This window comes from bacterium (genome assembly GCA_004322275.1).
Classification (GTDB): Bacteria; Desulfobacterota; Deferrisomatia; order Deferrisomatales; family BM512; genus SCTA01.
The window spans coordinates 1-14,528 of record SCTA01000013.1 but is presented as its reverse complement, the minus strand read 5'-3'; the positions used below and the strand labels follow the sequence as shown (position 1 = coordinate 14,528).

Sequence of the window (14,528 nt, the reverse complement as noted above, 5' to 3'; positions counted from 1 at the left end):
CGGGCTCGCAACAGTTTTTAAACAGCCTCCCAAAGCCGGGAGCGTTAAATAATGGAAAGAATCGGCGTATTCATCTGCTGGTGCGGGTCGAACATAGCGGGCACGGTCGACGTGAACGCTCTTGTCGAGCAGTTGCAAAAGACCCCCGGCGTCGCCCACGCCCAGAACTACATGTACATGTGCTCCGACCCCGGTCAGGAGATAATAAAGAGCGCGATACGCGAGAAGAACCTCAACCGCGTCGTCGTCGCCTCCTGCTCCCCCCGGATGCACGAAAAAACTTTCCGCAAGGCGGCCTATCTCGCGGGCCTGAACCCCTTCCTCGTCGAGATAGCGAACATCCGCGAGCAGTGCTCCTGGGTCCACCAGAACGAAAAAGAGACAGCCACCAAAAAGGCCTTCAACATAATCCTCGCTACGATGGACAAGGTGCGTAGAAACGCCGCCCTCGAAGCCATCCGCGTCCCGATTACGCGGCGCGCGCTGGTAATCGGCGCGGGCATCGCCGGAATGACCTCGGCGCTCGAACTCGCTTCCGCCGGTTACGAAGTCGTGGTGGTCGAGCGAGGCAGCCAGCCCGGCGGGAAGCTCCGCCATATCTCCCGCACCTTTCCCTACCACGAGAACGCCTCCGAACTAATCGAGGAGCGGGCGAAAGAACTGGCGAGCCACGAGAATATCCGCCTGATGCTGAATAGCGAGGTAAAGGAAGTAACCGGCTACGTCGGAAACTTCGAGGTGACGATAGAGACGAAGGGGGAAGACGGGCCGGTCGTCTCGAAGGAGAGCCTCGGCGCGGTGGTGGTCGCCTCCGGCTACGATCTTTACCCGGTGAAGGCGATGGCCGAGTACGGCGCGGGAGAGCTTCCCGACGTAATCGACGGCCTCGGTTTCGAGCGGCTTTTGAAGCAGAGCTTCGAGAGCGGCGAGCCGGTCAGGCGTCCCTCGGACGGAAAACCCGTCAAAAACGTAGTCTTCATCCAGTGTTCCGGCTCGCGCGACCCGGCGCACCACAAGCCCTACTGCTCCCGCGTATGCTGTCTCTACACCAACAAGCAGGCGAAGCTCCTCGCGGCGCAGAACCCCGGCGCGAAGTCGATAATCTCCTACATGGATATCCGCACCGACTGCAAGCTCACCGAGGAGTACTGTCAGGAGAACATCGACAAAGAAGGGCTGGTCTACGTGCGCGGCAGGGTCTCGAAGGTCTGGCGCGACGGCGGCACCCTCCGCCTCTGGACTGCGGACACCCTCACCGGCGAGAAGCTGGAGCTGGAAGCCGATCTCGTGGTGCTGGCGATGGCTTTCGAGCCCGCGAAGGGGTTTGACGAGCTCTCGAAGATTGTCCGCGCCAGCGTGGACAACAACGGCTTCTTTCAGGAGAGCCACATCAAGCTTCGCCCGGTGGAAAGCTCAACCATGGGCGTCTACCTCGCGGGCGCGGCCCAGTACCCCAAGGACATAACCGATTCGGTTTCGCAGGCGCTGGCCGTCTCCTCCAAGATTCAGACCCTCTTCGCCAGCGACGAGCTTGAACAGGATCCGCTGGTCGCGACGGTCGAGCCGGACATCTGCTCCGCCTGCGGCCTTTGCGTCCCGGTCTGCCCCTACGGCGCGCGCACGGTGGACGAGCGGGCCCGCTTTTCGAGGGTCAACGAGGCGCTCTGCCAGGGGTGTGGCGCTTGCGTCGCCGCCTGCCCCAACAAGGCCTGCAGACTCAAGAACGACTCACCCGTTCAGGTCCTCGGGCAGATAGACGTTTTCACCCGGAGCCCCGGCGAGGGATGCTGACCACAGGAGGTGTTGAAAAACGTCGCGAGAAGCCCCGGTTTCAAGGAGCCGCGCAGCGAGAAGCGAGACATAACTGGTAGTTAGGCGAGCGCCGAGCGAGAACGCGACGCCGAAAACACAGGCTCACAGCAGTTTTTCAACAACCTCCTAGTGACGGAGATTAAATGAACGGTTTCGCCCAGAAGGTCGCCGAGCGCAGCGGTCAGAACCTGAACGCCTGCTACCAGTGCGGCAAGTGCTCCGCCGGGTGCCCCACCGTCAAGTGGTTCGAGTGGCAAAACCACGGCGTGATAAGAAGAATACAACTCGGCGACGAGGAGGGGCTTCTTGGCTCTTGCGCCATCTGGATGTGCATCGGCTGCGAGACCTGCGGGACAAGGTGCCCCAACGGGATACGGATATCGAGGCTGATGGACGCCATGCGGAACATGGCGCTCGAAAAGGGTATCAAGGCCGCCGAGCCCGCCGTGATGAGCTTCCACCAGTCCTTCGCCAACAGCGTGGAGAGATTCGGCAGGGTCCACGAGCTTTCGATGCTCGTCGAGTTCAAGCTGCGCACGAAGGACCTCTTCACCGACGTGGGAGCGGGCCTCAAACTTTTCGCCAAGGGGAAGATTCCCTTTTGGCCGGGCAAGGTCCGGGAGAAGGGGAGACTCGACGGTATCTTCAAAGAAAGAGCAAGGCGCTAGAGCATGGAATTTTCCTATTATCCCGGCTGCACGTCGCACTCCACCGCGTGGGAATTCAACGAATCCACCCTCGCGGTCTTTTCGGCGCTCGGCCACGAGCTTAAAGAGATCGAGGACTGGAACTGCTGCGGCGGGGCCAGCGCCCGCGTCGTGGACAGGTTCCTCTCCCTCGGGCTGCCCGCCCGAAACCTCCTCATAGCCAACAAGGCGGGCAAAACCCTGATCGCTCCCTGCGCGGGCTGCTTCAGCAACGTCCGCAACGCCCTTTCGGTCTTCAGGGAGGGCGGCGAGGAAGCCAGGAAACTCGAAGAGTCCCTCGGCGAGGAGTACGGGAAGGGCGTCGAGGTCTGGTCGCTGGTCGATTTTTTCAACCGCCCCGGAGCCATCGAGGAGCTTCGCTCGAAGGTTAAAAAGCCCCTCACCGGCCTCAAGGTCGTCGCCTACTACGGCTGCCAGATGGTCAGGCCGCCGGAAATAGCGGGCTCCACCGAGTGGGAAAATCCCATGACTCTGGAAATGGCCTGCGAGGCGGCGGGCGCGACGGCGCTGGACTGGTCCTACAAGGTGGACTGCTGCGGGGCCGACCTCGGCATCAGCCACGGGAAGCACTGCAGCGAGCTGGTCTCGAAGCTCGGGGCGGCGGCCAAAGAGGCTGGCGCGGACGCGATAGTAGTCTCCTGCGGCCTCTGCCAGGCCAACCTCGACATGCGGCAGGCCGAAACCAGCATCCCGGTGCTCTACATCACCGAGCTTATTGGCGAAGCCCTCCAGTGTCCCGGACGGGAAAAGTGGTGGGGAAAACATCTTATAAATCCGGCGGGCCTTTTTTAGGTTCCCTGATAGGCGAAGAATGAAGGAAATAAAAGCCGAAAACACTGCGGTTGTCGTGGGTGGCGGCCCTGCGGGGATGCAGGCCTCGCTCGCCCTCGCCGCGAGAGGCCACCAGGTCTTTCTGGTGGACAGCGCTCCTTCCGTGGGCGGGCTCTTTCCGCTTCTGGACAACCAGTTTCCGACCCAGTCGTGCGGCCTGTGCTTCATGGCGTGCGACACGCCGACCTATTGCCCCTTCCTCCAGTGCCACCTCCACGAGAACGTCGAGACGATATCCTCCGCCACGGTTTCGAGCGCCGAAAGGAGCGGGGAGAACTGGAAACTACACCTCTCCTGCGCCCCGTCCCGGGTGAATCCGGAAAAATGCACCGATTGCGGCGCCTGCGAGGCCGTCTGCCCGGTAGAGGTGAAGCGCGAGTTCGGCGAAGGGCTTGAGACCCGGAAGGCGGTCTACCGCTACTACCCCAAAGCCATCGCCAAGGGGTACGCCATCGACAGCGAGAACTGCACCCGCTGCGGCAAGTGCGTCTCGGCCTGCAAGTCAGGCGCAATCGACCTCGACGCTCCCGTAAGCTCCCGCACGATAGAAGGGAAGGCGGTTATCCTCTCCTTTGGCGCGGAGATTTACCCCGCCTCCGGCAAGGGGGAATTCGGCTACAACCGCTACCCCAACGTCCTTTCGGCGGTGAAGTTCGAGCGCATGCTGGCCGCGGGTTCGCCCTCGCTCGGCCTCCCTGTCCGCCCCGGCGACGGAAAGACCCCGGGCAGCCTCGCCTTCATCCAGTGCGTCGGCTCCCGCGACCCGGCTTACGGCAGGCCCCACTGCTACAGCGTCTGCTGCATGTTCGCGCTCAAACAGGCCCTTTTCGTCAAGGAGCGCTCGCCGGAGCTTACCGTCACCGTCTACTACATGGACATCCGCGCCTTCGGCAAGGATTACGAAAAATACTACACGAAGGCCAAAGAACTCGGCATCGAGTTTGTCCGCGCCATCCCCTCGGTGATACGGCACAGCCCGGCGACGGGCGACCTCGATATAGAGGTGCGCGAGGGGGGGAAACCCGTCCTTCGCCGCCACGAGCTTGTGGTCCTCTCAGCAGGTTTCACGCAGGGCGAGGGGGCGAAAAAGCTGGCGGGAGTTTTCGGCCTGACCCTTTCGCCCAACGGCTACTCCTGCGGCGAGTTCACCCCCTGCGAAACGGGGCTTCCCGGCCTCTTCGTCTGCGGAAACCTCTCCGGCGCGAAGGACATACCCGACGCCACGCAGGAGGGCTCCCTCGCGGCGGCCCTCGCGGGAGAGCTTCTGAACGCTCCCGCTTCGGAAGGACTCGCCGCCGCCCCCACGCCCGCCGACTGGCGGGAGGAAGCGCCGAAGATCGGGGTCGTGCTCTGCGAGTGCGACGGCTTCAACACTTCAAAAGTTCCCTTCGACGTGCTGGCCGGTGAGATCTCGGTCGATCCCTCCGTCGCTTTCGTAGAGCGCGTCTCCCACGCCTGCTCCAAGGCCGGAATGAGCGAGGTCCGCTCCCTCTTCGCCGAAAAGGAGCCGAATCGCCTCGTCCTGGCCGCCTGCACCGAGCGGATAGTCGAAGACCACTACCGCCATATGTTTAAGACGATGGGGGTGCATGAAGGGGCGCTGGAATTCTCCAGCCTGCGCGAGGCCGTGATGACCGGCGACCCGGCGGCTCCTCTCGCCTCGGTCCGTTCGGCGCTTAAATCCTCGGAACTCACAGGTTTTTCCGGGACCGTGCGGGAGTCCGCCGACAAGTCCGTCCTCGTGGTCGGCGGCGGCGTGGCGGGACTCAGCGCGGCTCACAGGCTCTCCTCTCTCGGCCACCCGGTCTACCTCGTCGAGAAGGAAGAAGAGCTCGGCGGGCTGGCTGTGACCAGCGCCTACACAGTAAAGGGCGGCGACCCCAAAAAGTTCGTCGAAGCGCTGATTGAAAAGGTCAACGCCGCACCGAACGTCAAGGTCTACACCGGCGCGAGAATAACCAACGCGAAGGGCAGAATCGGCGCTTTTAGGACTACGCTTGAGACCGGAGACGGAGAGGCCGAACTCGCCCACGGCGGCGTGGTCTTCGCCACCGGAGCCGTACCCGCCAGCCCCGCCGTTTACGGCCTCGGCAAAAACCCGAAGATAATCACCCAGAAGGGGATGGAAAAACTCCTCGCCGGAGGTTGCTTCCGGGGCGGCAGCGTCGTGATGATCCAGTGCGCCGGGAGCCGCGAAGAGGGCGAGGGGAAGCTCCCCTACTGCTCCCGCGTCTGCTGCACGCAGGCCCTGAAGAACGCCCGCAAGATAAAGGAACTTAGCCCCGATTCGCAGGTGACGATCCTCTACCGCGACCTTCGCGCCTACGGCGACTACGAGCTTCTCTACCGCAAGGCCCGCGAGGAGGGAGTCCTTTTCACCTCTTTCGACCCCGGAAACCCGCCCGTCGTTGAGGCCGCCGAAAATTCCATTCAGGTCTCGTGGCTGGAGCCCTCCTTCGGGGAGACCCTGACCGAGATGCCGGACTACCTCGTACTCTCCGTCGGCATGGTCCCCGCGATAGAGGAGAACCTGCGGCTCTCCTCACTCTACGGCGTAGAGATAGACGACAACGGCTTTTTCACCGAGAAGAACGCCAAGAGCGCGACGACCGACCTGACCCTTCCCGGCCTTTACGTGGCCGGAACAGCCCACGCGCCCAAGCACATCGGCGAGGCGGTGACGCAGGCGGGGGCGGCAAGCGCCAGGCTCTCGGCCCTTCTGAGCGCAGGGGAACTCACCGCGCCCTTCAACGTCTCCACCGTGGACGAGCGGCTTTGCAGCCGGTGCGGGCTCTGCGTCGAAACCTGCCCCTACGGGGCGAGGGAGATAGACGAGGAGAAGAAAACGGCGGCGGTGGACGCGGTGCTCTGCAAGGCCTGCGGAAGCTGCGTCACGGTCTGCCCGAACAAGGCGGCGAAACAGTTTGGTTATTCGCCAAACCAGATTCTTTCAAGTCTCGACGAGATTCTTTAAGTTATTTTCACGCGCGTCATGCGCGGTTTAAAAGGTAATGGACATGTCGGAAACAGCTAAGAATATTGAGAACTTCGAGCCGCGCATAGTGGCCTTCCTCTGCCACTGGTGCACCTATACCGGGGCGGACCTCGCGGGCACCACCCGCCAGCAGTATCCGCCCAACGTCCGCGTCGTTCACCTCATGTGCTCCGGCGCGGTGGACGTGGTCTACGTGATGAAGGCGCTGATGGACGGGGCCGACGGCGTGATCATCGGCGGCTGCCACCCCGGCGACTGCCACTACCAGTCCGGCAACTACAAGGCGCGCCGCAGGGTCGCGATACTCAAGACCATCCTCAAAGAGTTCGGCATCCCCGAGGAGCGCGTCACCCTTAAGTGGATAAGCGCCAGCGAGGGAAGGCTTTTCGCCGAGACGGTGAGGGAGGTGACCGCGAAGATAGCGGCGCTTGGCCCCTCTGAATTCAAGAGAGAGTGGGACGTTTAAATGAATATCGGCAGACTGACCAGCACATCCGATCCCGTAACCGCTTCGCGGGAGTTCCTCGCCGGGCTGATTGAAAAGTCCGTGGTGAAAGAGGTTCTCGTCCCCGCCGTGCAGCCGGGTGGGAGCGTCGCCCTCGCTCTCTTCGCGGACTCTGAGGAGCTTCGCGCCTCCGCCCTTCCCTGGGCTCCGGTAATGGGGTTTCAGGGCGCGCGCGCCCTCTCGCGCATCGCCTTCACCGACCCCGGCGTCCGCGTCGCGGCGGTGCTTCGCCCCTGCGAGGCCAGGGCTGCGGTGGAGCTTGTAAAGCTCGGGCAGATAAAGCCGGAGAACATCCTCTTCATCACCGTAGACTGCCCCGGAACCTGCGAATTGAAGGGGTTTGCGGAGTCGAAGCTCGACCCGGTGAAAACCGCCGCGAAGCTCATCGGGCAAATGGCTTCGGGAGCGATCGTCCCTCCGGCAGAGCTCCACTTCCGCTCCTCCTGCAACATCTGCGAGAACCCCTCCGCAAAGTTCGGGGACATCCGCCTGAACCTCTTCGGCTGCGATGGGGCTCTTGAGATAGAGGCCGAAGACAAGGTCGCGGCAGAGCTGGAAAAGGCGGGGCTGGCGGTTTTCGGCTCCGAACCCTCTCCGGAGAGGGAAAAGGTAATCGCTGAACTCAGAGCGCTCAGGGAAAAGGCCCGCGACGAGCTCTTCAAAACTTTCGAGTCCGAGGCCGGTTCGCTTGAGGGGTTCAAGAAGGCTTTCTCCACCTGCATACGTTGCCTCAACTGCATGGAGAACTGCCCCATCTGCTACTGCAAGGTCTGCATCTTCAAATCCTCCCTCTTCGAGCACGAGGGGAGCAGGTACGCCGGGTGGGCGGCGAGGAAGGGCGTGCAGAAGATGCCCTCCGAAACCATGCTGTTTCACATGACCCGGCTCAGCCACATGGCCTCTTCCTGCATAGGCTGCGGCCTTTGCGACACCGCTTGCCCGATGGGGCTCCCGGTGTCCACGCTCTTTAGAAAGACCGCCGCCTCGGTGCAGTCGATGCTCGGCTACGAAGCCGGAAAGAGCCTCGACGAGCCCGTACCGGTTTCGACGTTCAGAGAAGACGAACTTCGGACAGAGTCCGGCGCGAAAGATCATTAGGCTGGCAACAGGTATTCAAGAGAACAACAGTAGGCGTTAAGTTTATAGAGGTTGTTTAAAAACGTCGCGAGAAGCCCCGGTTTCAAGGAGACGCGGAGCGAGACGCGAGACAGCACAACCGCTTTTAAATTTGGCTTTGGATTTTTTCACCAGGCTAGGAGTCGCCGAGCAAGGGCGCGAAGACAGTATCGTGAATACGGCGAGCGCCCGGCGGAGGCGGCAACGACGCATGGCGGAAAAAGACGAAGCCAACAAAGGATATAGCCTGCAAGGAGGATTTAATATGAGTCAAAAAACCATCGCCAGCGGAGACAGGACCATCCTTCCCGAAGGGGCGAAACTCATCCCCGTCTACGTCATGGGGAAGAAGTACCTGCTGCCCGAGACTCTGACCGTACAGAAGGCGATCGAGTACGCGGGCTACAAGTACATACGCGCCTGCGGCTGCAGGGGCGGCATCTGCGGCGCCTGCCCGACGGTGTGGCGCGTCATGGGGGACTACACCCTCCACTTCGGCCTGGCCTGCCAGACGGTCATCGAAGAGAACATGGTGCTGGCGCAGCTCCCCTTTTTCCCGGCCAACCGCGCCGTCTACAAGCTCGAAGAGCTCAAGGCCGCCGCCGAGACCCTCGCCGTCCTCTATCCGGAGATAATGAAGTGCGTCGGCTGCAACACCTGCACCCGCGCCTGCCCGATGGAGATAGACGTGATGGGCTACATCAACGCGGCGATGCGCGGAGACATAAAGAAGGCGGCGCTAAAGTCCTTCGACTGCATCCAGTGCGGCATGTGCTCCGCCCGCTGCCCCGCGCAGATCGCCCACTACCACGTTGCGCAGCTCTGCCGCAGGCTTTACGGCAAGTGCGTCATTCCTCAGGCGGATCATCTGGAAAAGAGAGTCACGGAGATAGAATCGGGCAAGTATGACACGGCGCTCGAAGCGCTTACCGCCCTTTCGATGGAAGAACTGAAAAAACTCTACGTTGCCCGCGAGCCGGAGCCCATGAATTCAAGGGGCTGGGAGCCGGAAGATAAATCCAACCTCTAAAAAATATGAGATTGGGGGAAAACGTTATGAGAGCCCCGGATTCAAGGAGCCGCGCAGCGAGGAGCGAGACATAACTTTTTGTTAGGCGAGCGCCGAGCGAGCACGCGACACAGAAGGCGGGGCTCGCAATAGTTTTCAAAAACCTCCGAACGCAAATAATGCGTATCTGAACAGGAGATTCAAGATGGGTTACACGCCCGAAATGAAAGAACTGATCAAGCGCGTCGAGGCCACGAGAAGCGAGCGCGTGGAGCGCAACAGGCGCGGCGAAAATTTCACACCTATGACGCTCGACCAGCGCCACGACGTGCTCTCGAAGTTCCACCCGGATTACATGCCGGAGGGGCGCGTCGCAGTGCGCTACGGGCAGAACAAGGGCGACGTCTATCCCGAAGAGGTGGTCGCCTGCCTTGAGTCCTACCCGCGCATAAACCCCGATCTGGTCAATTTCGACGACCTCGAAACGAAGACGACCGACGTTCTCGTAATCGGGGCGGGCGGAGCGGGCACTTCGGCGGCGCTCATAGCGGCCGAGAACGGGTCAAAGGTAATCCTCGCCACCAAACTTCGCCACGGCGACGCCAACACCGTCATGGCCGAAGGAGGCATTCAGGGCGCGGACCACGAGGTTGACAGCCCTTATTACCACTACCTCGACTGCATCGGCGGCGGGCACTTCACCAACAAGCCCGAGCTGGTCGCCGCGCTGACCCACGACGCCCCCATCGTCATCCGCTGGCTGGAGCAGCTCGGCATGATGTTCGACAAGCACCCGGACGGGCGGATGTTCGTCCGCCACGGCGGCGGAACCTGCCGCAAGCGCATGCACTCCGCGGGCGACATGACCGGCTCGGAGATAATGCGCGTGCTCCGCGACGAGGCGAGAAGCCGCACCGCTTCCATCGACATCGTCGAGTTCACCGCGGCGGTCGAGATACTGAAAGACGCCCAGGGCAGGGTTTGCGGCGCACTCATGTACAACCTCGAAACAGAGGAGTACATGGTGATTCGCGCCAAAGCCGTGGTCATAGCCACCGGCGGCAACGGCAGGCTCCACATACAGGGGTTCGCCTGCACCAACCACTACGGAGCGACAGCCGACGGCCTCGTGCTGGCCTACCGCGCCGGGGCGGCCTTCGATTTCCTCCACTCCACCCAGTATCACCCGACGGGAGCCGCCTACCCGGAGCAGAACGTCGGCCTCCTCATCACCGAGAAGGTGCGCGGCCTGGGAGCCAACCTGCTGAACATAAACGGCGAGCAGTTCGTCTTCGAGCGCGAGCCCAGAGACGTGGAATCGGCGGCGATTATCCGCGAATGCACCGAAAGGGGGCTTGGAATCCGCACCCCCGTCGGCAGGCTCGGCGTCTGGCTCGATTCCCCGATGATAGAGCTCCTCGACGGCCCCGGCACGGTGGAGCGCGAGCTTCCCGCGAAGTTCATGCAGTTCATCCGCTACGGCATCGATATCCGCAAAGAGCCGATGCTGATCTATCCCACCCTCCACTACCAGAACGGCGGGATTCGCATCAACGCCAACACCGAAACCGGCGTCCCCGGCCTCTTCGCGGCGGGCGAGGTCACCGGCGGCGTACACGGCGAGAACCGCCTGATGGGCAACTCCCTGCTGGACGTAACCGTCTTCGGCAGAAGGGCCGGCAAGAGCGCGGTGGAGTACATCAAGGGAATTTCGGGCGAGCTTGGCGCTCCCACCCTCGACCACATCAAGGGGCTGACGAAGGAGCTGGATTCCCTCGGCGACATCCCCAAGGACAGGATCGCGCCGATACTGCTGCCGGATTACACTACGCCGGAAGTCAGACAGCATCAGCTTACGGCTCATTACGAAGGCACCATGCGTTAAGGAAGTGCGGACGACGCTTCATCCCGGCTATCGGCATCGCACCTGGGGACGAGGGTTTCGCTTAACCTGATTGGATAAACTGAAAAATTTGAAAGTCTTCTGCACTCCGGATACGACGTAGGCGGGGTATAGAAGACTTTCATGCGGAGGCTGGATGAACGTTCATGAATTTCAGGCGAAAGAAATACTGAAGAAGTACGGTGTAACGGTGCCTCGCGGCATCGTCGTCGAGACTCCCGAGGCGGCGGAGGCCGCCGCGAAGGAGCTTGGAACCCCGGTCGTGGTCGTCAAGGCGCAGATACACGCGGGCGGGCGCGGCAAGGGAGGCGGCGTCAAGGTCGTCAAGGGGCCGCAGGCCGCGCGCGACGCGGCGAAAGCGCTTCTCGGGATGCAGCTCGTCACCCACCAGACCGGACCGGAGGGCAAAAAAGTCCTCAAAGTCTACGTCGAAGAGGGTTGCGACATTGCCCGCGAGCTTTACCTCGGCATGGTCATCGACCGCGCCACCGGCTTCGTCACGATAATGGCCTCAACCGAGGGCGGGACCGAGATAGAAGTCGTCGCCTCGAAGACCCCCGAGAAGATAATCAAGAAGGCTATCGACCCGGCGGCCGGTCTCATGCCCTGCCACGGCAGGTCGATAAGCTACCTCCTCGGGCTCGAAGGCGAAGCCGCCAAAAACGCCCAGAAGTTCATAAACGCGCTCTACAAGGCCTTCGTCGAGTGCGACGCCTCGCTGGCGGAGATCAACCCCCTCGTCGTCACCTCCGAGGGCAAGGTAATCGCGCTGGACGCCAAGATGAATTTCGACGAAAGCGCCCTCTACCGCCACGCCGACATCGAGGCGTTGCGCGACGAGAGCGAGGAAGACCCCCGCGAGCTCGAAGCTGGCAAGCTCGGCCTCAACTACATCAGCCTCGACGGCGAAATAGGCTGTATGGTCAACGGGGCTGGGCTGGCGATGGCCACGATGGACATCATCAAGCACTACGGAGCCGAGCCCGCCAACTTCCTCGACGTGGGCGGCGGCGCAAACGCCGAGCAGGTCGAAAACGCCTTCCGCCTCATCCTCTCCGACCCCAAGGTAAAGTGCGTGCTGGTCAACATCTTCGGCGGCATCATGCGCTGCGACACAATCGCGGAGGGCATCATAGCCGCCGCAAAGGCTATAAAGCTCAGCGTCCCGCTGGTCGTCCGCCTTCAGGGAACCAACGTAGATCTGGGCCGGAAGATGCTCGCCGAGAGCGGCCTGCCGATAATTTCAGCCGAAACCATGAGCGAGGCCGCCGAAAAGGCTGTCGCCGCAGTCCGCGGTTAAGAGGGGACAACAATGAGCATACTAGTCAATAAAAACACCCGCCTCATAACCCAGGGCATCACCGGCAGTAACGGCAAATTCCACTCCGAGCAGTGCCAGAAATACGGCACAAACCTCGTCGGCGGCGTCACCCCCGGCAAGGGCGGGCAGTCCATCATCGGCGTCCCGGTCTTCGACACCGTCGATCAGGCCGTCAAGGAAGCCGGGGCCAACGCCTCGATGATCTTCGTCCCCGCCGCCTTCGCCGCCGACGCCATCATCGAAGCCGCCGACGCCGGAATCGAAGTGATCATCTGCATCACCGAAGGCATCCCCGCGCGCGACATGATAGGCGTCAAGCGCGCCCTTTGCGGCCGCAGGGTTCACCTCGTCGGCCCCAACTGCCCCGGCGTCATCACCCCGGAAGAGTGCAAGGCGGGCATCATGCCCGGCCACATCCACAAGAAAGGCCCCGTCGGCGTAATATCACGCTCCGGCACGCTGACTTACGAGGCCGTCGGCCAGCTCACCGCCCTCGGCATCGGCCAGACCACCTGCCTCGGCATCGGCGGCGACCCGATAATCGGCACCACTTTCGTCGACGCCCTGGGGCTCTTCAAGGACGACCCGGAGACCGAAGGGATAATAATGATCGGCGAGATCGGCGGAAGCGCCGAAGAGGAAGCCGCCGCCTACATCAAGGCCAACATAAAGGTGCCCGTCGTCTCCTTCATCGCCGGGCAGACCGCCCCCAAAGGCAAGCGCATGGGCCACGCGGGCGCGATAATAGCGGGAGGCAAGGGCACCGCCGCCGAAAAGATGGCAGCCCTCACCGCCGCCGGAGCCCACGTAGTCAAGTCGCCAGCGGATATGGGGAAGAAAATGGCGGAACTGCTCAAGTAGGTCATTGATCGTCATTCCCGCGAAGGCGGGAAACCAGTGTAGGGTGTGTTAGCCGCGAAGCGGCGTAACGCACCATTTTAAACACAACAAGCAAACGCAAAATGTGGCCGCCTTCCACCGTGAAGGCGGCTTTTTTTTTGTGGTGATTTTGTCTCTTCATATACGCCGATGTTTAGGACTGCATAATAAATAGAAGTTGACTTTTAAGGCTGGCATTATCAAATTAGATTCCAGAAGAGTGCTTTTCTAACATAGAGGCGAATGGCATTAACTCTGACTGTAAGGGTATGCACATTCGTATAGGGGCATTATGTTTGAATGGTTGTCAAATTCAAAATGGACGGGGATAAGCGCTCTGGCAGGAATAGCAGCAATATACTTTGAATCGAAGAGGCGCAAACTCCATATTAAGAAAGCTAGTACGCCAAGCTTAGCCCTCCCTAAAAGTGAAGCCCATGAACTGGTTGGCAGATTTGTCGCCATATATAAAGCTCACGGGATAGAACGCATGCAAATTCCGCGTTTTCTCGGGGATAATTATGGTCTTAAAATTGCTCATTTAGAAACAGATGAAAAATTAATGCATGAAATATCTGATACAATATTAAACTATACATGCTCAAGCTTTGGCATTACCAGAAATTGGCTGGATGGTGTAAAATCAGAAATTTACCCCTATAAATACTATGATAAAAACCTAAGAGGATTCATTGATTTTTTGGAAAGTATAAAAGCAGAGCATGGAGAAATACAAGCTTTTGTAATTAAATGCGAGAGCGATAGATTGCAAAAAGATGAATCCAGATTTCACGTAGCTTTTGTTTTTAGAGGCTTGCTATATCACTGGGATGATATTGGAGAGAAGTCTATCTGGAGATATTACCCCCTTAATGATACTTTGTGTTGGGGGTATACAAGGACCAGAATACAAATCAAAGCAATGGTGCTTGTTTTATGGCAGTTCAATATTCATCCCTTCGGTTGTGTATTGCCTGAAAAAGATGTCAATAATCTCGTTGAAGGACTCGTATTTCCGGAGCCTTTGATACCAAGCCATTGGGTGGCTTGGTACCCGGATGACTATATATTTGCTGAGGGAGAAAGCTGCCAGGTTGCAGACGGAAAAGAAGCACTTGCTGTCCGGGAAGAAATGGAACGCATGGGCTGGATGAAATACCTGATTGAAAAAACAGGACCATTGCGGGTGCCACATCGCAAATCGTGATTGGTAACTAGCCGCAGGTGGGCTCGGCCCACTAAATCCTAAAAACATTAATGTAATTCTACACTTGCGAGGCATTGCCTCGCGCTCCTTGGGTACTTCTTTTAGAAAGAAGTACCCAAGAAATCGGCCCGGGAGGTTCCGCTCGCTCTACGAGCGACCGGTCGCTGCGGCGGGGGCGTGAGGGGGCACCCGTTCGCTGCGCTCACTAAGACCCCCCCGCCGCCCTTTCCGCCTCCGCTCCCT

The 14,528-nt window shown here is 60.4% G+C and carries 11 protein-coding genes; all 11 read left to right on the top strand.

The window, feature by feature from the left end; all coding sequences use genetic code 11:
* Positions 1–51 precede the first annotated feature (51 nt).
* The gene (locus tag EPN96_03535) at positions 52–1,791 is read left to right on the top strand and encodes a CoB--CoM heterodisulfide reductase iron-sulfur subunit A family protein (GenBank protein ID TAL17838.1); all 1,740 of its coding nucleotides are present in this window, start codon (positions 52–54) and stop codon (positions 1,789–1,791) included.
* A gap of 164 nt (positions 1,792–1,955) precedes the next feature.
* Positions 1,956–2,480: a 4Fe-4S dicluster domain-containing protein gene (locus tag EPN96_03530; GenBank protein ID TAL17837.1), complete on the top strand. Its 525-nt coding sequence runs from the start codon at positions 1,956–1,958 to the stop codon at positions 2,478–2,480.
* Positions 2,481–2,483: 3 nt separating this feature from the next.
* Complete coding sequence (locus EPN96_03525; GenBank protein TAL17836.1) at positions 2,484–3,311, top strand: heterodisulfide reductase subunit B; 828 nt, start codon at positions 2,484–2,486, stop codon at positions 3,309–3,311.
* Between the two features lie 19 nt (positions 3,312–3,330).
* The gene (locus EPN96_03520; GenBank protein ID TAL17835.1) at positions 3,331–6,324 is read left to right on the top strand and encodes a CoB--CoM heterodisulfide reductase iron-sulfur subunit A family protein; all 2,994 of its coding nucleotides are present in this window, start codon (positions 3,331–3,333) and stop codon (positions 6,322–6,324) included.
* Between the two features lie 37 nt (positions 6,325–6,361).
* The gene (locus EPN96_03515; protein ID TAL17834.1) at positions 6,362–6,811 is read left to right on the top strand and encodes a hydrogenase iron-sulfur subunit; all 450 of its coding nucleotides are present in this window, start codon (positions 6,362–6,364) and stop codon (positions 6,809–6,811) included.
* Entirely contained in the window at positions 6,812–7,948 is a 1,137-nt protein-coding gene (locus EPN96_03510; protein ID TAL17833.1) for a hypothetical protein, read from the top strand.
* A 283-nt stretch (positions 7,949–8,231) separates the two neighbouring features.
* The gene (locus tag EPN96_03505; protein TAL17832.1) at positions 8,232–8,996 is read left to right on the top strand and encodes a 4Fe-4S dicluster domain-containing protein; all 765 of its coding nucleotides are present in this window, start codon (positions 8,232–8,234) and stop codon (positions 8,994–8,996) included.
* Between the two features lie 184 nt (positions 8,997–9,180).
* Positions 9,181–10,860, top strand: coding sequence for an FAD-binding protein (locus tag EPN96_03500; protein TAL17831.1), 1,680 nt, complete (start codon positions 9,181–9,183; stop codon positions 10,858–10,860).
* A 154-nt stretch (positions 10,861–11,014) separates the two neighbouring features.
* Positions 11,015–12,178 carry an ADP-forming succinate--CoA ligase subunit beta gene (locus EPN96_03495; protein TAL17830.1) on the top strand — a complete coding sequence of 388 codons (1,164 nt, stop codon included), beginning with the start codon at positions 11,015–11,017 and terminating at the stop codon, positions 12,176–12,178.
* Between the two features lie 12 nt (positions 12,179–12,190).
* Positions 12,191–13,060, top strand: a complete 870-nt coding sequence (gene sucD, locus EPN96_03490) for a succinate--CoA ligase subunit alpha (GenBank protein TAL17829.1) — start codon at positions 12,191–12,193, stop codon at positions 13,058–13,060.
* A gap of 310 nt (positions 13,061–13,370) precedes the next feature.
* Positions 13,371–14,285, top strand: a complete 915-nt coding sequence (locus EPN96_03485) for a hypothetical protein (protein TAL17828.1) — start codon at positions 13,371–13,373, stop codon at positions 14,283–14,285.
* Positions 14,286–14,528 lie beyond the last annotated feature (243 nt).